Here is an 18493-nt window from a genome sequence, read left to right on the forward strand (position 1 = left end):
ATTGTCCGCTTATGCTTTTTGATGACGCGGAGTTCCTGTGACGAAGACCAACCTGATTACCGGCTTTCTCGGAAGCGGCAAAACCACCTCCATTCTGCATTTGCTGGCCCATAAAGATCCGCAGGAGAAGTGGGCGGTGCTGGTGAATGAGTTTGGCGAAGTCGGGATTGATGGCGCCCTGCTCAGCGACAGCGGCGCGCTGCTTAAAGAGATCCCCGGCGGCTGCATGTGCTGCGTCAACGGCCTGCCGATGCAGGTCGGTCTCAATACCCTGCTGCGCCAGGGCAAGCCTGACCGTCTGCTGATTGAACCGACCGGGCTGGGCCACCCGAAACAGATCCTCGATATGCTCACCGCGCCGGTTTACGAACCGTGGATCGATCTGCGCGCCACGCTCTGCCTGCTCGACCCGCGCCAGCTGCTTGATGAGAAAGCGCTGAACAATGAGAACTTCCGCGACCAGTTAGCGGCAGCGGATATTATCGTTGCTAATAAAGAGGATCGCGCCAGCGCCGAGAGCCAGCAGGCATTCGATGCGTGGTGGGAGCAGTATGGCGGCGATCGCCTGCGGGTAAACGCCACGCAGGGTGCGATTGACGGTAGCTTGCTTGACCAACCGCGCCGTAACCTGCGCGCCCTGCCTGCCAGCGCCGCGCACGATCATGCCCACGGTGAGAAAAAAGCGCTGGCGGCACTCAGCTTACCGGCGCATCAGCGCTGGCGTCGCAACCTGAACAGCGGCCAGGGGCATCATGCCTGCGGCTGGATTTTCGATGCCGACACGGTTTTCGACACCATTGGTCTGCTGGAGTGGGCGCGGCTTGCGCCAGTGTCGCGGGTAAAAGGGGTCATGCGCATCGCGGAAGGGTTACTGCGCGTAAACCGCCAGGGTCAGGATTTGCATATTGAGACGCAAAACGTTGCGCCGCCCGATAGCCGGATAGAGTTAATCACCGACAGCGAGGCTGACTGGAACGCGCTTCAATCAGCACTGTTGAAGCTTCGTTTAAGTTAGCAAGACTACCGTGGCGTCCCTGAAACCAAAAAGAGCCTGCAAAATGAAAACCCGACTGCCTCTCATCGTGCTGCTGAATGCTGCTGGCCTGGCGCTGTTTTTCTCCTGGTATCTGCCGGTGAATCATGGCTTCTGGTTCCCGCTGGACTCCGCGATTTTCCACTTCTTTAACCATGGTCTCGCCGAAAATCGCGCCTATTTATGGTTTGTAGCCCTGACCAACAACCGCGCTTTCGATGCCTGTTCTCTGGTAGCGATGGGCTGTCTGATGCTCTCTTTCTGGCTGCCAGCTGACCCGGCCGGGCGTCGGCGCGTGGTAATGATTGGCCTGACCATGCTGCTGCTGGCGCTGGTGATCAACCAGCTCGCGCAGCATCTTATGCCAGTGAAGCGTGCCAGCCCGTCGATCTCCTTTACCGATACCTACCGGGTGAGCGACCTGCTTAACTTTCCGACAAAAGATGCCTCGAAAGACAGTTTCCCGGGCGACCACGGTATGATGCTGCTGATTTTTGCCTCGGTGATGCTGCGTTATTTCGGTAAAAAGGCCTTCGCTATCGGAATTCTTATATTTGTCATATTTGCATTCCCGCGCGTAATGATTGGCGCGCACTGGTTTACAGATATTGCCGTCGGCTCACTCTCGGCAGTGTTGATTGGCCTGCCCTGGTGCCTGATGACACCATTGAGCGATGAGATCGTGGCGTTATTTGATCGCTATTTGCCAGGAAAAAACAAAATTTAAACACCTAAATAACATTTTCCACCGCCGTGAGGAGGCGATCATTAGCCTCCTTAATGTAAATTCACGGCGGTTGCCTGATTGTGTCATTTTTTAACCAACTCAATCGCCTTTAAAAAGAGCATTTTGCCTGCTATTTCTCTTTATTTGTCCATTTATTGACCAAACGCATGAATTCACTTTCTGTATCACAATTTCTTATAAAAAAGTGATGAAAAGCACTCGCCATGCATTAGATGTTCAGGTAACCTCGGTCCGTCTTGTCGCAAAGAGTGCTCTTTTACTCTCTGCGCGGTAATTTGTGCGTTTCGCCACAAATTCTGGCTCGAGTATTTGTCTTGAAACATTCAGATAATTAATCTCGCTGCGTTTAGCATTTTTCATAACGATATTATCGTTAAGGACTTCAAGGGAAAATAAGCAACATGGTCAAGTCTCAGCCGATCTTGAGATATATCGTGCGGGCGATACCCGCGATCGCAGTAGCGGTTCTGCTTTCAGCTTGTTCAACAAATACCGCCAAGAATATGCATCCTGAGACGCATGCTGTGCCCGAAGATAGCTCTTCACTGCAAGCCTCTCAGGATGAATTTGAAAACCTGGTACGTAATCTGGATGTTAAAAACCGGCTTATGGATCAGTATGCAAGTTGGAAAGGCGTTCGCTACCGTCTCGGCGGCGACACCAAGAAAGGCATCGACTGTTCTGGCTTTGTGCAGCGCACCTTCCGCGAACAGTTTGGTTTAGAGCTGCCGCGTTCCACATGGGAACAGCAGGAGACCGGTAAGTCTATTTCGCGCACCAGTCTGCGCACCGGCGATCTGGTTCTCTTCCGCGCAGGCTCTACCGGACGTCATGTCGGCATCTATATTGGTAATAACCAATTTGTGCATGCCTCCACCAGCAGCGGTGTGATGATTTCCAACCTTGACGAGCCATACTGGAAGAAGCGCTATAACGAAGCGCGACGTATCCTGACACGCAGCTAATCGTTTTATGCCGGTTACCCTTGGCTGGCGTAAAGTTATAAAAAACACTGCTTCGGCGGTGTTTTTTTATGTCTGCAATATGCTATACGAAGCTTTCCGGGTTTTATTTCGCATATATCCCGATTTATATGCGAAATATGATGAACCGCTAACATAGGCTCAGCATCATGCTTACCCGTAACGTCACCATTAATCGACGCGTTGTACTGATTAGCCTGCTGACCGGCGTGCTCGTCGCCCTGCTGGTCGGTGGCATTCAATTCTGGCTGGAGCAGCAAAAGCGCGAAGCGCGCTACGATACGCTGTTGAGCAGTATTCAGGCCTCTTATGCCAGTTACTTCAGCACTATTCGCGCCGCGGCAGAAACGCTGCACCCGCTTACGCTCAACAGCTGCGAAGAGGCTGCCAGCGAGCTCACCTCCAAAGCTGCCTTCAGCCAGAATGTGCGCGCCTTTCTGTTAATAAAAGATCAGCACGCCTACTGTTCGTCCGCCACCGGTGATATGGATGAGCCGATGAAACGGCTGATCCCGGAAATTGATATTAATAAAACCACCGATATGGTGATTTTATCCGGCACGCCGATGATGCCGACGCAGCCGGTGATTGCGCTCTGGTTCCGCAGCCCGCTGCTGGATAACCGCGGCGTCCTCGCCACGCTCAATATCAACCTCGCACCCTACATGCTTTACACCGCACAGATCCCCGATCTTAACGGCCTTGCGATCGGAATAGGCGATCGTGCACTGACCACCTTTGCAAGCGGCCCACTGCTGTTAAATCACCTTCATAAGGCGCCCTATCTTAGTGCGCAGGTCGAAGGTTCACCGGTAAGGATCTATCTCTACGCCGATAAATGGCGGGCAGAAGATCTTCAGTTTGCGCTGCTGCTGGGTGCCACAGTGGGCATGCTTGCCGGCCTGCTGACGGCGGTAATACTCGCGGTTCATTTGCGCCCCGGCCGGGAGATCCTGACTGCCATCAAACGCGACCAGTTTTATGTGGTCTATCAGCCAGTGGTTGGCGGTGCGGAGTTAAAAGTCACCGGTTTTGAAGTATTAATGCGCTGGAAACACCCGACCGCGGGCGAGATCCCACCCGATGCCTTCATTCACTTCGCCGAAGCGCAGCAGTTAATTGTGCCGCTGACCCTCCATCTGTTTAAGCTTATTGCGCGCGATGCGCCGGTGTTAAAAACGCTGCTGCCTGAAGGGGTAAAAATGGGGGTTAATATTGCGCCCGGACATCTGCATGCGCCGAGCTTTAAACAGGATATGCAGCAGTTCGCCCTCGCCCTGCCCCCGCACCACTTCAGCGTAGTGCTGGAGATCACCGAGCGCGATATGCTCAAGCATGATGAGGTTAATGAGATCTTCCAGTGGCTGCATGACGAAGGGTTTGAGATCGCCATTGATGATTTCGGTACTGGTCATAGCGCGTTGATCTACCTTGAGCGCTTCACCCTCGATTTCCTGAAGATCGATCGCGGTTTCGTTAATGCCATCGGCACAGAGACCGTCACCTCACCGGTGCTTGACGCGGTGCTGACGCTGGCGAAACGGCTCAATATGCGTACCGTGGCGGAAGGGGTGGAGACGCCGGAGCAGGTGCGCTGGCTGCGCGAGCACGGCGTACACTACCTGCAAGGGTACTTTTTCAGCCGCCCGATGACGCTACAGCAGTTTATCGACTGGCAACCGCCGACATTTACTGCCCGGCTGTAGGCGGAAAGAGTTCACAACCGCCGATCCCTCCCCTATTATTCAAGCAGAAAAATTCACGCCTCCGTCGCATTGCGGTTAAAGGGATCCAGCAGATGAAGTATGCGCGCATTGTTGCTCTGTTACTGGCGTTTATCGCCCTCGCCTGCCAGGCGCAGACCATTAAAGAGAGTGACAGCTTTGCGATTATCGGCGAACCAAAATACGCCGTTAATTTTTCCCATTTTGATTATGTGAACCCCGCCGCGCCGAAAGGCGGTAATGTGACGCTCGCCAATATCGGTACCTTTGATAACTTCAACCGTTTCGCCCTGCGCGGCAACCCGGCGGTGCGCACCGATACGCTGTATGATGGCCTGTTTACCACTTCCGATGATGAGCCAGGCAGCTACTATCCGCTGATTGCCGAAACCACCCGCTATGCCGATGACTTCTCCTGGATGGAGATCTCGCTCAATCCCCGCGCCCGCTTCCATGACGGCTCACCGATCCGCGCCAGCGATGTCGCCTTCACCTTCCAGAAGTTTATGACCCAGGGAGTGCCGCAGTTTCGCATTGTCTACAAAGGCACAACGGTCAAAGCTATTTCGCCATTGACCGTGCGCATTGAGCTGGCGAAGCCGGGCAAAGAGGATATGCTCAGCCTGCTAACGCTGCCGGTGATGCCGGAGAAGTTCTGGAAAGATCATAACCTCAGCGAGCCGCTTGCCCGCCCGCCATTGAGCAGCGGGCCTTATCGCATCAGCAGCTGGCGCATGGGGCAATATATTGCCTATACCCGCGTGCGCGATTACTGGGCCGCCGATCTGCCGGTCAACCGCGGCCGCTGGAACTTCAACAATATTCGCTATGACTACTATCTCGACGACAACGTCGCCTTTGAAGCGTTTAAAGCCGGCTCCTACGATCTGCGCAGCGAAGAGAGCCCGAAAAACTGGGCAACGCGCTATATCGGCACTAACTTTGCGCGTGGCTATATCGTTAAAGATGAACAGACCAACCACTCGGCGCAGGATGCGCGCTGGCTGGCGTTTAATATCCAGCGCCCGGTGTTCGCCGATCGACGAGTTCGTGAAGCGGTGTCGCTGGCCTTCGACTTTGAGTGGATGAATAAGGCCCTGTTTTACGGGGCCTACAGCCGGGCGAATAGCTACTTTATCAACACCGAATATGCCGCGCGCAACTACCCGGATGCCGACGAACTCACATTGCTGGCACCGCTTAAAGATCAGATCCCGCCTGAAGTGTTTACGCAGATCTACTCACCGCCCACCTCGAGCGGCGATGGCTACGATCGCCAGAACCTGCTTAAAGCCGATAAGTTGCTCAACGATGCCGGCTGGGTGCTGAAAAACCAGCAGCGGGTGAATGCCAAAACCGGTAAGCCGTTTGTTTTTGAACTGCTGCTCCCCTCCGGCGGGAATGTGCAGTGGGTGCTGCCTTTCCAGCACAACCTCGCTCGCCTCGGTATCACCATGGCGTTACGCCAGGTTGATAACTCGCAGGCAACCAACCGCATGCGCAGCCGTGATTACGACATGATGCCGCGTCTGTGGCGCGCGCAGCCGTGGCCGAGCGGCGACCTGCAAATCTCCTGGGGCTCCGCCTATATCGACTCCTCCTACAATGCGCCGGGGGTAAAAAACCCGGCTATCGACGCCCTGCTCGAACAGATCGCCCGCTGGCAGGGGAACAAAGAGAAGTTGTTGCCGCTCGGGCGCGCGCTGGATCGCGTGCTGACGTGGAACTATTACATGCTGCCGATGTGGTATATGGCGGCCGATCGCCTTGCTTACTGGGACAAGTTCTCCATGCCCGGCATTCGCCCCGTCTACTCAATTGGGTTTGATACCTGGTGGTATGACGTAAACAAGGCGGCGAAACTGCCCGCTGCCAGACGTTAAGGAGACGGGATGGGTGCCTACCTTATTCGCCGCTTATTGCTGCTGATCCCCACTCTGTGGGCGATTATTACCATCAACTTTTTTATTGTGCAGATTGCGCCCGGCGGCCCGGTCGATCAGGCGATTGCCGCCATTGAGTTTGGCGATCAGGGGCGGCTGCCCGGCACCGGCGGTGGCGGAACGGGCGCTGGTCATGCGCGTACCGGCGTCGGCGATGTGCTGACCAACGATAGCCACTATCGCGGCGGGCGCGGGCTCGACCCGCAGGTGATTGAAGAGATAAAAAAACGCTACGGCTTCGATAAACCGCTCTCCGAGCGCTACTTCACGATGCTGTGGGATTATGCACGTTTCGATTTCGGCGACAGCCTGTTTCGCAGCGCCTCGGTGCTGCAACTGATCAAAGAGAGCCTGCCGGTCTCCATCACCCTTGGCCTGTGGGGCACGCTGATTATCTACCTGGTGTCGATCCCGCTCGGGATCCGTAAAGCGGTCTACAACGGCAGCCGGTTTGATATCTGGAGCAGCGCGCTGATTATTGTCGGCTACGCTATTCCACCCTTTTTATTCGCTATTCTGCTGATCATCTTCTTCGCCGGCGGCAGCTATTACGACTTCTTCCCGCTGCGCGGGCTGGTGTCGACGGATTTCGCCACCCTGCCCTGGTATAAACAGGCGGCTGATTACCTCTGGCACATCACCCTGCCGGTACTGGCAACAGTGATTGGCGGTTTTGCGGCGCTGACGATGCTCACCAAGAACTCCTTTCTCGATGAGATTCGCAAGCAGTATGTAGTGACGGCGCGCGCGAAAGGGGTGAGCGAGCGCAATATTATGCGTAAACATGTCTTTCGCAACGCCATGCTGCTGGTGATTGCCGGTTTCCCGGCCACCTTTGTCAGCATGTTCTTTACCGGTTCGCTGATGATTGAGGTGATCTTCTCCCTCAACGGTCTCGGCCTGTTGGGCTATGAAGCAACCCTCTCCCGGGACTACCCGGTGATGTTCGGCACGCTCTATATCTTCTCCCTGATCGGCCTGCTGCTGAATATTGTCAGCGATATCACCTATACGCTGGTCGATCCGCGTATTGATTTCGAGGGGCGCTGATGTTCAGACTTAGTTATGTAAACCAGGCGCGCTGGGCGCGTTTTCGCCATAACCGTCGCGGCTACTGGTCGTTATGGATCTTTGTCGTGATTTTTGTCCTCAGCCTCTGCTCGGAGCTGATCGCCAATGATAAGCCGCTGCTGGTGCGCTATCAGGGCGAGTGGTTTGTGCCGCTGGTAAAAAACTACAGCGAAAGCGATTTTGGTGGCCCGCTGGCAACGCCAGCCGATTACCAGGATCCGTGGCTGCAAACAAAACTTAACGAGCACGGCTGGGCGCTGTGGGCGCCAGTGCGTTTCGGCGCGCGCAGCATTAACTACGCGACAACGCAGCCCTTCCCCTCTCCACCGTCGGCACAAAACTGGCTTGGCACCGACGCCAACGGCGGCGATGTGCTGGCGCGCATTCTCTACGGCACGCGCATCTCGTTGTTGTTTGGCCTGCTGCTGACGCTCTGCTCCAGCGTCATCGGAATTGTGGTCGGTGCGGTGCAGGGTTATTACGGCGGCAAGATCGATCTCTTCGGGCAGCGCTTTATCGAGGTGTGGTCCGGGCTGCCGACGCTGTTCCTGATAATTCTACTCTCAAGCGTGATCCAGCCCGGTTTCTGGTGGCTGCTCGGCATTACCGTGCTGTTCGGTTGGATGACGCTGGTGAGCGTGGTACGCGCCGAATTTCTTCGTACGCGCAATTTTGACTATATCCGCGCTGCGCAGGCGATGGGCGTCAGCGATGGCGCGATTATGCTGCGCCATATGTTGCCGAATGCGATGGTGGCAACGCTCACCTTCTTCCCCTTTATTCTTAGCGGCTCAGTCAGCACCCTCACCTCCCTCGATTTTCTCGGTTTCGGGCTGCCGCTCGGCTCCCCTTCGCTTGGCGAACTGCTGCTGCAGGGCAAAAATAATTTGCAGGCTCCGTGGCTCGGTATCGCGGCGTTTTTCTCTACGGCGCTGCTGCTGTCAGTGCTGATCTTTATCGGCGAAGCGGTGCGCGACGCGTTTGATCCCCATAAGGCGGTGTGAGATGGCTTCCCCTTTATTGACTATTGACGCGTTAACCATCGCCTTTCACCAGCAGGCGACTACCCGCACGGTGGTGGAGGATCTCTCCTTGCGCATTGAAGCGGGCGAAACGCTGGCGCTGGTGGGCGAGTCCGGCTCCGGCAAGAGCGTCAGCGCATTGTCGATCCTGCGCCTGCTCCCCTCGCCGCCGGTGATCTACCCCGCGGGCGATATTCTGTTTCATGGCGAATCCCTGCTGCATGCCAGCGAGCGCACCCTGCGCGGTGTACGAGGCAATAAGATCGCCATGATTTTTCAGGAGCCGATGGTCTCGCTCAACCCGCTGCATACGCTGGAAAAGCAGCTCTATGAAGTGCTCTCCCTGCATCGGGGAATGCGTCGGGAAGCGGCGCGGGCCGAGATGCTTGACTGCCTCGATCGCGTCGGCATTCGTAATGCGCGCAGCCGCCTCGGCGATTTCCCCCACCAGCTCTCCGGCGGCGAGCGCCAGCGCGTAATGATCGCCATGGCGCTGTTAACGCGCCCCGAGCTGCTGATTGCCGATGAACCGACCACCGCGCTGGACGTCTCCGTGCAGGCGCAGATCCTCACCCTGCTGCGGGAGCTGCGCGACGAGCTCAATATGGGGCTGCTCTTTATCACCCATAACCTGAATATTGTGCGCAAGCTGGCGGATAACGTGGCGGTGATGCAAAACGGTCGTTGTGTGGAGCAGAACCGCGCAGAAGCTCTGTTCAGCGCGCCCACTCATCCCTATACGCAAAAGCTGATAAACAGCGAGCCACACGGCGAACCGGTGCCGCTCCCGCCCACCGATCGGCCGCTATTGCAGGTGGAGAAACTCGGCGTCTGCTTCCCGGTGCGTAAAGGTATTTTCCGCCGCGTTGTCGCACAAAATGCTGTGGTGAAAGGCATCTCCTTTACTCTGCGCGCAGGCGAAACACTGGGGCTGGTGGGCGAATCCGGCTCGGGGAAAAGTACCACAGGCCTTGCGTTGCTACGGCTGGTCAATGCCGAGGGGACGATTCTTTTCGACGGCAAACCGCTGCATTTGTGGAGCCGCAAGCAGATGCTGCCGCTGCGCCACCGCATCCAGGTGGTGTTTCAGGATCCCAATTCGGCGCTGAATCCGCGCCTCAATGTGCAGCAAATTATCGAAGAGGGGCTACGCGTTCATCAGCCAGAGCTGTCGCGCGAGGCCCGCGAACAGCGGGTTATTGAGGTGATGCAGGAGGTGGGGCTGGATGCACAGACGCGCCAGCGCTATCCGGCGGAGTTTTCCGGCGGCCAGCGCCAGCGTATCGCTATTGCCCGCGCGCTGATTATGAAGCCGGAGCTGATTATTCTTGATGAACCGACCTCATCGCTGGACCGCACCGTGCAGGCGCAGATCCTTGCGCTTCTGAAATCACTTCAGCAGACACATCAGCTGGCTTATCTCTTTATCAGTCACGATTTGCACCTGGTACGTAGCCTTTGCCACCAGGTGATAGTGCTCAAACAGGGCGAAGTGGTGGAACAGGGCGAGTGTCGGCGGGTGTTTGATGAACCTCAGCAGGCGTATACACGCCAGCTGCTGTCGCTAAGCTGAAGTTCAGAACGGGTTATAGTTGGAGAAAGGTTCCGCGATGGCAACACCGAAGTTTTTCAGGCGGCAGGTCGCGGCAAACTCATCCTGACTGTGGACGAACAGGCACGGCTCGCCTTCGCACTCCACCACCGAGCAGTCGACTTCGATATCGCTGAGCGCCTGGCTGAGTTTATGCATCACCGGCCAGGCGTTATCGCCATCCGGGCTGAGCAGTTTTAGCGCCACCAGTGCGTCATCCGCCGCATGACCATTTTGCGGAATCGGTTCAACTTTGGCACCTGCAAAACCCTCCCGCCAGCGATAGCACTGGGGCAAACGGTGGATGATTGAGAGCTGTAATGTATTCACTTTCTTTCCCCAGAAGCACTTTTACTTCACAAATATTTCACATCTAGATTAACACACTATTCACATTTCATCCTGCCAGCGGCAGAGAAAAGGTTGCACCCCGCGTAGTGTGTGGGTTTGCCGCGCTTTTATCAGCATGTTATGGACGCGTCGGCAAGCCAACTTTTCGGCTATATGTACCCGTTTATGAGATCTAACTCAACCTTTTTCACTACAAAGATGTGACTTTTTACACGACAGGATTTTACATAAAAGAAACAAAAAGCCCAAAAAGAGAGCGGCTTTTGCTTGATATGCAGCAACGCAGGGAGCGGTTTACGCTCCCTGCTGAAGAGAGTTATGCCGCTTTTTTCGTCCGGCTGGCATAGAGATAGAAGAGAACCGAACAGGTGGCGCAGAAGGTCATGGACCAGATCATCGGCCAGGCGGTGTTGAAGGTTGCCAGCGACAGCATCGCGCCGACAATCGCCCCGATGCCGAAACGGAAGGTGCCTGCCAGAGACGAGGCGGTGCCAGCCATGTGCGGGAACTCGTCAAGGATCACCGCCATCGCGTTCGACGCCACCAGCGTGACGCAGCCGACAAACGCCGCCACGCCCACCACCAGCGTCCAGAAACCAACGTCGAGCAGCGCGGTCACCACCATCCATAATGCCATCACGAACTGGATCCACAGCCCGCTGCGGAACATATTCAGCGCGCCAACGCGACGCACAAAGCGGCCGTTGATGATGGTCATAATGAACAGGAAGACGATATTGAGCGCAAAGTAGTAGCCGAAATCCTGCGGCGAGACGTGGTTAATTTCAATATAGACAAATGGCCCGGCGCTGAGAAAAGAGAACATCCCGGCAAAGCTAAAACCGCTGGCGAGCATGTAGCTCAGCACGCGTTTGTGACGAAACAGCGAGGCAAAGTTGCCAAGGGTGGTGCGGAAATGGAACTTGTGCCGCTTCTCCACCGGTAAGGTTTCACGGATGAAAAAGGCGATCATGCCGGAAGCCAGCAGCGCTGCCAGCGCGAGGATCCAGAAGATGGCGTGCCAGTTGAACCACACCAGCACCGCGCCGCCAATCATCGGTGCCAGCAGAGGCGCAATAGTGGTTACCATCATGACAAACGACATCATGCGTGAGAACTCTTCGCGCGGGTAGATATCACGCATCAGCGCATTGATCACCACGCTGGCAGCCGCAGCGGCGAGGCCGTGCAGAAAACGCATGAAGATAAGCTGCTCAATACTCTGCGCCAGCGCGCAGGCCACCGCCGCGACGGCGAACACCAGCGTGCCGCCGAGGATAACCGGCTTGCGCCCGATGCTGTCTGCCATCGGACCATAAAAGAGCTGGCCGATGGCAAAGCCGAGAATGTAGCTGCTCAGGGTCATCTGCGCGCTGCCGGCTGGTACGCCGAACTGCCCGGCAATCACCGGTAAGGCGGGCAGATACATATCAATCGACAGCGGCATAAGCATGGCCAACAGGCCAAGAATAAAGACAATACTCAGTGATGAGTGTGGCCTGCTGGTCACGGCAGCAATCTCCTGAAGTTAGCGGACGGGCATGCCAACGCTGGCAATTTCATCCTCGGTAAGCGCGCGGTACTCCCCCGGCGCCAGGTCATCATCCAGACGGATGCCGCCAATGCGTTCGCGATGCAGCCCAACCACGTGGTTACCCACGGCGGCAAACATACGCTTCACCTGATGATAGCGCCCTTCGCTAATAGTGAGGCGCACCTGCGTCGGCGTAATCACCTCCAGCACGGCGGGTTTGGTGAGTTCTTTTTCATTATGCAGCTGTACGCCGTGGGCAAATTGCTCAGCGGTCTCCTCTGCAACCGGCGACTCCAGCGTCACCAGGTAGGTCTTTTCGCAGTGATGGCGCGGAGAGGTAATGCGGTGCGACCACTGACCATCATCGGTCATTAGCACCAGACCGGTGGTATCGATATCGAGACGCCCTGCGGCGTGAAGTTTGTGCGCAACCGGCTCGTCGAGGAAGTAGAGCACCGTCGGGTGGTCAGGATCTTCCGTGGAACAGACATACCCTTCCGGTTTATGCAGCATAAAGTAGCGCGGGCCGTTCTGCTGAACGAGGGTATTGCCGTTGTACTCAACCTCGTGTTCCGGTTGCAGTTTAAAGGCGGCATCGCGAACGATCTCGCCATTGACCGTAACACGGCTGCCGCGGATTTCGCGCCCGGCAATGGCGCGGCTTACGCCAAGCTGCTGAGCGATAAACTTATCAAGTCGCATGAAATTTTCTAGCCTGTATGGTGCTGAATGGGGGCAATGCGCCCACAAAAGAGATGAACAGCCTGAAGTATAACGAGCATCATAAACCGCTTAAAGCAAAGTTTCGTGGCATACTGTCTACCGTCAATCTGTAACGCCGTTGAGCCAATGACTTTTACGCTACGCCCCTATCAACGCGAAGCGGTGGATGCCACCCTCGCCCATTTTCGTCAACACGCTGAACCTGCGGTAATTGTGCTGCCAACCGGTGCCGGCAAAAGCCTGGTGATTGCCGAGCTGGCGCGGCTGGCGCGCGGTCGCGTGCTGGTGCTGGCGCATGTGAAAGAGCTGGTTGCGCAGAACCACGCCAAATATATTGCTCTGGGACTGGAAGCCGATATTTTCGCCGCCGGGCTGAAGCGCAAGCAGAGCCACGGCAAAGTGGTCTTCGGCAGCGTGCAGTCGGTAGCGCGCAACCTGAATCAGTTCCAGGGTGAGTTCTCCCTGCTGGTGGTGGATGAGTGCCATCGCATCAGCGATGATGACGACAGCCAGTATCAGCAAATTCTTTCCCATCTGAAGGCGGTGAATCCGCGCATTCGCCTGCTCGGCCTGACGGCGACGCCCTTCCGTCTTGGCAAAGGATGGATTTACCGCTTTCACTATCACGGCATGGTGCGCGGGGATGAAAAAGCGCTGTTTCGCGACTGTATTTATGAACTGCCGCTGCGCTATATGATCAAACACGGTTATCTGACGCCGCCGGAGCGGCTGGATATGCCGGTGGTGCAGTATGATTTCAGCCGCTTACAGACGCAGAGCAACGGACTGTTCAGCGAAGCGGAGCTGAACCGCGAGTTGAAGAAACAGAAGCGCATTACGCCACACATTGTTAGCCAGATTATTGAGTTTGCGCAGACGCGCAAAGGGGCGATGATCTTTGCCGCCACGGTGGAGCACGCCCGCGAGATCACCGGACTGCTGCCCGCTAACGACGCCGCACTGATCACCGGTGAAACGCCCGGCCCGCAGCGCGACGCCTTAATTGAAGCCTTTAAACAGCAGCAGTTCCGCTTTCTGGTTAACGTTGCGGTGCTGACCACCGGCTTTGATGCACCACATGTCGATCTGATTGCCATTTTGCGCCCGACAGAGTCTGTCAGCCTCTATCAGCAGATTGTGGGTCGCGGCCTGCGCCTGGCGCCAGGGAAAACCGACTGCCTGATCCTCGATTACGCCGGTAACCCGCACGATCTCTACGCTCCGGAGATTGGCGCGCCAAAAGGTAAAAGCGATAACGTGCCGGTGCAGGTCTTCTGCCCAGGCTGCGGCTTTGCTAACACCTTCTGGGGCAAAACCACCGCTGACGGCACGCTGATTGAGCACTTTGGCCGCCGCTGCCAGGGTTGGTTTGAAGATGATGAAGGGCACCGCGAGCAGTGCGATTACCGTTTCCGCTTCAAAAACTGCCCGCACTGCAACGCGGAGAATGATATCGCCGCCCGCCGCTGCCGCAGCTGTGATGCCATCCTCGTCGACCCGGACGATATGCTGAAAGCCGCGCTGAAGCTGAAAGATGCGCTGGTGCTGCGCTGCAGCGGCATGACGCTCCAGCACGGCGCGGATGAGAAAGGCGAATGGCTGAAAATCACCTACTACGATGAAGATGGCGCGGATGTCAGCGAGCGCTTTCGTCTACAGACTCCGGCGCAGCGCACCGCCTTTGAGCAGCTCTTTATGCGCCCGCATACGCGTACGCCCGGCGTGCCATTACGCTGGATTGTGGCGGCGGATATCGTCGCCCAGCAGGCACTGTTGCGTCACCCCGATTTTGTCGTCGCGCGGCTCAAGGGTCAGTACTGGCAGGTGCGGGAAAAAGTGTTTGATTACGAAGGTCGTTTTCGCCGGGCGCATGAATTGCGCGGTTAAGCGCACTTTTTATTGATGTATCAATCATTAGGGGATAGAATACCGCCCGCTTTTGCATCCGCAAAGCCGATCATCTGCCTGTTGCTGGGTCGCCTGTAACAGGATCTATTTAAGAGAGATTCAAATGTTTACTATTAACGCAGAAGTACGTAAAGAGCAGGGTAAGGGTGCGAGCCGCCGCCTGCGCACCGCGAACAAGTTCCCGGCTATCGTCTACGGTGGAACTGAAGCGCCGGTTGCTATCGAACTGGATCACGACAAAGTGTGGAACATGCAGACTAAGCCTGGTTTCTACAGCGAAGTTCTGACCCTGGCTGTCGATGGCAAAGAAGTTAAAGTCAAAATTCAGGCTGTTCAGCGTCACCCGTTCAAGCCGAAACTGACTCACATCGACTTCGTTCGCGCGTAATCGCTGACAAGTTGAAGAAAAAACCCCGCTCCGGCGGGGTTTTTTTATGGCCTATTTTCCGCCGCTCAGCCGACGCTGCAACTGATCGCGCAGGTTCGGCGGCGTGCCTTTAATAGTCAGCGTATCGGTAGCCGGATCCCAGAAGATCCGCTCGCCAAGCAGCAGCGCATCAAAATTGATGGTCAGCCCGCCGCCGCTGCCAGCATATTTGGTTAACTGGCGCAAGGTGCTGCGGTCTGCCGGGAAGCTCTCTTCCAGCTCGTAGCCCTGCCCCGCCGTAAACTCTTCAAAGCTCACTTCGCTTACGCCCGCCAGCTCTTTTGAGAGCGATGCCAGCTCAATCTCCTCACCTGCCTGCAGCTGCTCGTTACAGTAGGTGTAGACCTGCTGACGTACAGTCTGGCGCTCAGATTTATCCAGCTCGGCCTGAGCGGTAAAATCATCGACCGCCTGCAGCAGCCCACGGTTCTGCGCTTTGGCATTCAGCCCTTCGCTGGCACCGAGGAAATCCATAAAGAAATCTGCGACTTTGCGCCCTACCCGCCCTTTCAGGAAGGTAAGGTAACGCGTTGACTCCGGGTTGGTCTCCCACTCGGTTAAGTCGATGCGCGCAACAATATCGGCGTGATTGATATCAAGATAGTGGGTCGAGCTTATGTCGAGGTGTTCATTGACGCGCATGCTGCTTAAGTTATTCAGCACCGCCACCAGCAGATACTCCACCGCCAGATAACGGTAGTGGCAAAACAGCACAATACCGCCGTCGGCAAAGGGGTATTTCGCCAGTTCATCACGTAAGCGTCCGGTCGCCGCGCGGCTGAAAGCGAGAAACTCCTCTTCGCCCTGACGTTGCAGACGCAGCGCCTGTGCCAGCTCGCTCTCTTCATTAAACAGGCCATAGGCTTTACTTTTTGCGCTATAGACCCGGTGCAGTTCCGCCACCATCTCTTCGACGGGCGGGGTGGGTTCGAGCAAAGAATCGCGCAGCACCAGCTCTAGGGTTTGCTCATCGCGCTTGATAAGCTGGTGCAGGGCAATCTGGTTGATGTCCAGACTCATGATAAACTCTCCTTTTTGACCGGCGGTATTCAACCACCACCAACGCCGCGGCGCAACTGCTGATAAAAAAGCAGAAAAAAAGCTCTTGCTACGGTAAGATGTTGCCCTTTCATGAACAGACTGATTTCGATTTATGCCACAAATCTCCCGCTACAGTGATGAACACGTTGAACAACTGCTCAGTGAGCTGGCCAACGTACTGGAAAAACACAAAGCACCGGCCGACCTCTCTTTGATGGTGCTGGGCAATATGGTGACCAATCTGATTAACAGCAGCGTCGCCCCCGCGCAGCGTCAGGCCATCGCGACATCGTTTGCAAAAGCCTTGCAATCGTCCATTGGCGACGACAAAGCGCACTAAGGGAAATCACAACAGTTTATGGTGACTAATCGTCAACGCTACCGTGAAAAAGTCTCCCAGATGGTGAGCTGGGGGCACTGGTTCGCGCTGTTCAACATTTTGTTGTCCATCGTGCTCGGTAGCCGTTATCTGTTTGTTGCCGACTGGCCCACCACGCTCTCCGGGCGTATCTACTCCTGGCTGAGCCTGGTGGGCCACTTCAGCTTTGTGGTCTTCGCCACCTATCTGCTGATCCTCTTCCCACTGACCTTTATTGTGATGTCGCAGCGGCTGATGCGCGTGCTCTCTGCCATCCTCGCCACCGCAGGCATGACGCTGCTGCTTATCGATAGCGAAGTCTTTACCCGTTTTCACCTGCACCTCAATCCGGTGGTCTGGGAACTGGTCATAAACCCCGATCAGAACGAGATGGCCCGCGACTGGCAGCTGATGTTTATCAGCGTGCCAATAATTTTGCTGATTGAGATGCTGTTTGCGACCTGGAGCTGGCAGAAGCTGCGCAGCCTCACGCGCCGCCGCCACTTCGCCAAACCGGTGGCCGCCCTCTTTTTCGTCTCCTTTATTGCCACCCATGTGATGTATATCTGGGCAGACGCCAATTTCTATCGGCCGATCACTATGCAGCGTGCCAACCTGCCGCTCTCTTACCCGATGACCGCACGCCGCTTCCTTGAAAAACACGGCCTGCTGGATGCGCAGGATTACCAGCGTCGTCTGGTGGAGCAAGGCAATCCTGAGGCGGTATCGGTGCAGTATCCGTTAAGCGATCTGCGTTATCTCGATATGGGATCCGGGCAGAATGTGCTGCTGATTACCGTCGACGGTCTTAACTACGCACGTTACGAAAAACAGATGCCGCAGCTGGCGAGCTTTGCGGGGCAAAATATCAATTTCGCTCAGCATATGAGCGCCGGAAATAGCGCCGATAACGGCTATTTCGGCCTCTTTTACGGCATTTCGCCGAGCTATATGGATGGCGTAATGTCGGCGCGCATCCCACCTGCGCTGATCACCGCCCTGAATCATCAGGGCTATCAGCTGGGCCTCTTCTCGTCAGATGGCTTCAGCAGCCCGCTCAATCGCCAGGCTCTGCTTTCAGATTTCTCGCTGCCGCCGGTGAAAAGCCAGAGTGATGAGCAGACAGCTGCTCAGTGGATCAAATGGCTGTCCCATGATGCGCAGGACGATACCCGCTGGTTCTCATGGGTCTCCTTTAACGGTACTGCGACGTTTGACATCGATACTCCGGGCTTTGCACGTAAGTACACCCGCGCTGCCGCCGATGTCGATGCACAGATTGCCCGCATACTTGATGTGCTGCGCGACTCCGGAAAAATGGAGAACACGGTGGTGGTGATTACTGCCGGTCGCGGTATCCCGGCGAACAAAGAGGATGCGACATTCGACTGGTCGCGCAGCCGCCTGCATGTTCCGCTTGTGGTGCACTGGCCGGGTACGCCTGCACAGCGTATTACAAAACTGACGGAGCATCAGGATGTGATGACCACACTGATGCAGCGCCTGCTGCACGTCAGCACGCCGGCCAATGAGTATTCTCAGGGGCAGGATCTCTTTACCGCCGCGCGCCGCCACAACTGGGTGACCGCCGCTAACAGCAATACGCTGGCAATAACCACCCCGCAGATGACGCTGGTGCTCGATCAGAACGGTAATTACAAATCATGGGATGCGCAGGGTGAGAGGATCCACGATCAGAAACCACAGCTCAGTTTACTGCTGCAGGTGCTGACCGATGAAAAACGGTTTATCGCTAACTGATTGATTATTTATGAATCACTCAGCCTGCCCTGCTCTTGCAATCGGGCAAGAAACGGGTAGTATTAGCGCCACATGTCGGCACGTAGCGCAGCCTGGTAGCGCACTGTCATGGGGTGTCAGGGGTCGGAGGTTCAAATCCTCTCGTGCCGACCAAAATTCCCCGCCGTGTTGCCTGATTCTTTTCGGCAAGACGAAGAAAAACAGCAAGTTGCTTTAACTTGCTGTTTTTTTTTGCCCGCGAAAAGCCTTTTAGTCCGGCAAACGGGTAAGCAATT

General features: G+C 56.0%; 16 protein-coding genes and 1 tRNA gene. 13 read left to right on the forward strand and 4 right to left on the reverse strand.

Annotated features, from left to right (window positions below; all coding sequences use genetic code 11):
- The first annotated feature begins 37 nt into the window (after positions 1–37).
- The 8 genes from HF650_RS15840 to yejF all read left to right on the forward strand — a co-directional run bounded on the left by HF650_RS15840 (position 38) and on the right by yejF (position 10097).
- Positions 38–1015 carry a GTP-binding protein gene (locus HF650_RS15840; protein WP_187799448.1) on the forward strand — a complete coding sequence of 326 codons (978 nt, stop codon included), beginning with the start codon at positions 38–40 and terminating at the stop codon, positions 1013–1015.
- Between the two features lie 43 nt (positions 1016–1058).
- A complete protein-coding gene (locus HF650_RS15845; RefSeq protein WP_187799449.1) occupies positions 1059–1760 on the forward strand; it encodes a phosphatase PAP2 family protein in 702 nt (233 codons plus the stop codon).
- Positions 1761–2182: 422 nt separating this feature from the next.
- On the forward strand, positions 2183–2746 hold the full coding sequence (gene mepS, locus HF650_RS15850; RefSeq protein ID WP_023479708.1) for a bifunctional murein DD-endopeptidase/murein LD-carboxypeptidase: 564 nt from the start codon (positions 2183–2185) through the stop codon (positions 2744–2746).
- A 167-nt stretch (positions 2747–2913) separates the two neighbouring features.
- Positions 2914–4470 (forward strand): cyclic di-GMP phosphodiesterase, encoded by a 1557-nt coding sequence (locus tag HF650_RS15855; RefSeq protein ID WP_187799450.1) that lies wholly within the window; start codon positions 2914–2916, stop codon positions 4468–4470.
- Between the two features lie 92 nt (positions 4471–4562).
- Positions 4563–6371, forward strand: coding sequence for an extracellular solute-binding protein (locus HF650_RS15860; protein ID WP_187799451.1), 1809 nt, complete (start codon positions 4563–4565; stop codon positions 6369–6371).
- Positions 6372–6380: 9 nt separating this feature from the next.
- Positions 6381–7481, forward strand: a complete 1101-nt coding sequence (gene yejB / locus HF650_RS15865; protein WP_187799452.1) for a microcin C ABC transporter permease YejB — start codon at positions 6381–6383, stop codon at positions 7479–7481.
- Positions 7481–8506 carry a microcin C ABC transporter permease gene (locus tag HF650_RS15870; protein ID WP_187799453.1) on the forward strand — a complete coding sequence of 342 codons (1026 nt, stop codon included), beginning with the start codon at positions 7481–7483 and terminating at the stop codon, positions 8504–8506. The genes yejB and HF650_RS15870 overlap by 1 nt, the downstream gene beginning before the upstream one ends.
- A 1-nt stretch (position 8507) precedes the next feature.
- Positions 8508–10097, forward strand: coding sequence for a microcin C ABC transporter ATP-binding protein YejF (yejF, locus tag HF650_RS15875; protein WP_187799454.1), 1590 nt, complete (start codon positions 8508–8510; stop codon positions 10095–10097).
- A 3-nt stretch (positions 10098–10100) separates the two neighbouring features.
- Here yejF and HF650_RS15880 read toward each other — a convergent pair whose 3' ends face one another.
- From HF650_RS15880 to rsuA, 3 genes are all read right to left on the reverse strand, one after another.
- A complete protein-coding gene (locus tag HF650_RS15880; protein ID WP_023479706.1) occupies positions 10101–10445 on the reverse strand; it encodes a YejG family protein in 345 nt (114 codons plus the stop codon).
- A gap of 337 nt (positions 10446–10782) precedes the next feature.
- Positions 10783–11976, reverse strand: coding sequence for a Bcr/CflA family multidrug efflux MFS transporter (locus tag HF650_RS15885; protein ID WP_187799455.1), 1194 nt, complete (start codon positions 11974–11976; stop codon positions 10783–10785).
- A gap of 18 nt (positions 11977–11994) precedes the next feature.
- The gene (gene rsuA / locus HF650_RS15890) at positions 11995–12702 is read right to left on the reverse strand and encodes a 16S rRNA pseudouridine(516) synthase RsuA (protein WP_187799456.1); all 708 of its coding nucleotides are present in this window, start codon (positions 12700–12702) and stop codon (positions 11995–11997) included.
- A gap of 147 nt (positions 12703–12849) precedes the next feature.
- On the opposite strand from rsuA, the gene HF650_RS15895 reads away from it, so the two are divergent.
- The gene (locus HF650_RS15895; protein WP_187802715.1) at positions 12850–14610 is read left to right on the forward strand and encodes a DEAD/DEAH box helicase; all 1761 of its coding nucleotides are present in this window, start codon (positions 12850–12852) and stop codon (positions 14608–14610) included.
- 124 nt (positions 14611–14734) lie between these two features.
- On the forward strand, positions 14735–15019 hold the full coding sequence (gene rplY, locus HF650_RS15900; RefSeq protein WP_187799457.1) for a 50S ribosomal protein L25: 285 nt from the start codon (positions 14735–14737) through the stop codon (positions 15017–15019).
- Between the two features lie 51 nt (positions 15020–15070).
- On the opposite strand, the gene yejK is transcribed toward rplY, so the two are convergent.
- Positions 15071–16078 carry a nucleoid-associated protein YejK gene (yejK, locus tag HF650_RS15905; RefSeq protein ID WP_187799458.1) on the reverse strand — a complete coding sequence of 336 codons (1008 nt, stop codon included), beginning with the start codon at positions 16076–16078 and terminating at the stop codon, positions 15071–15073.
- 133 nt (positions 16079–16211) lie between these two features.
- On the opposite strand from yejK, the gene HF650_RS15910 reads away from it, so the two are divergent.
- The 3 genes from HF650_RS15910 (at position 16212) to HF650_RS15920 (ending at position 18371) form a co-directional block, all read left to right on the forward strand.
- Complete coding sequence (locus HF650_RS15910; RefSeq protein WP_023479697.1) at positions 16212–16439, forward strand: YejL family protein; 228 nt, start codon at positions 16212–16214, stop codon at positions 16437–16439.
- An 18-nt stretch (positions 16440–16457) separates the two neighbouring features.
- Positions 16458–18218, forward strand: coding sequence for an LPS biosynthesis-modulating metalloenzyme YejM (yejM, locus tag HF650_RS15915; RefSeq protein WP_187799459.1), 1761 nt, complete (start codon positions 16458–16460; stop codon positions 18216–18218).
- A gap of 76 nt (positions 18219–18294) precedes the next feature.
- A tRNA-Pro gene (locus HF650_RS15920) sits at positions 18295–18371 on the forward strand.
- Positions 18372–18493: the final 122 nt, after the last annotated feature.

Source organism: Kosakonia sp. SMBL-WEM22 (assembly GCF_014490785.1).
GTDB lineage: Bacteria > Pseudomonadota > Gammaproteobacteria > Enterobacterales > Enterobacteriaceae > Kosakonia.

Bases quoted from the DNA above. Each gene is read 5' to 3' on its own strand.
- HF650_RS15870 (WP_187799453.1), top strand. From the start codon at position 7,481: ATGTTCAGACTTAGTTATGTAAACCAGGCGCGCTGGGCGCGTTTTCGC.
- HF650_RS15860 (WP_187799451.1), top strand. From the start codon at position 4,563: ATGAAGTATGCGCGCATTGTTGCTCTGTTACTGGCGTTTATCGCCCTC.
- HF650_RS15895 (WP_187802715.1), top strand. From the start codon at position 12,850: ATGACTTTTACGCTACGCCCCTATCAACGCGAAGCGGTGGATGCCACC.
- yejK (WP_187799458.1), bottom strand. From the start codon at position 16,078: ATGAGTCTGGACATCAACCAGATTGCCCTGCACCAGCTTATCAAGCGC.
- rsuA (WP_187799456.1), bottom strand. From the start codon at position 12,702: ATGCGACTTGATAAGTTTATCGCTCAGCAGCTTGGCGTAAGCCGCGCC.
- HF650_RS15910 (WP_023479697.1), top strand. From the start codon at position 16,212: ATGCCACAAATCTCCCGCTACAGTGATGAACACGTTGAACAACTGCTC.
- mepS (WP_023479708.1), top strand. From the start codon at position 2,183: ATGGTCAAGTCTCAGCCGATCTTGAGATATATCGTGCGGGCGATACCC.
- HF650_RS15845 (WP_187799449.1), top strand. From the start codon at position 1,059: ATGAAAACCCGACTGCCTCTCATCGTGCTGCTGAATGCTGCTGGCCTG.
- rplY (WP_187799457.1), top strand. From the start codon at position 14,735: ATGTTTACTATTAACGCAGAAGTACGTAAAGAGCAGGGTAAGGGTGCG.
- yejF (WP_187799454.1), top strand. From the start codon at position 8,508: ATGGCTTCCCCTTTATTGACTATTGACGCGTTAACCATCGCCTTTCAC.
- HF650_RS15855 (WP_187799450.1), top strand. From the start codon at position 2,914: ATGCTTACCCGTAACGTCACCATTAATCGACGCGTTGTACTGATTAGC.
- yejB (WP_187799452.1), top strand. From the start codon at position 6,381: ATGGGTGCCTACCTTATTCGCCGCTTATTGCTGCTGATCCCCACTCTG.
- yejM (WP_187799459.1), top strand. From the start codon at position 16,458: ATGGTGACTAATCGTCAACGCTACCGTGAAAAAGTCTCCCAGATGGTG.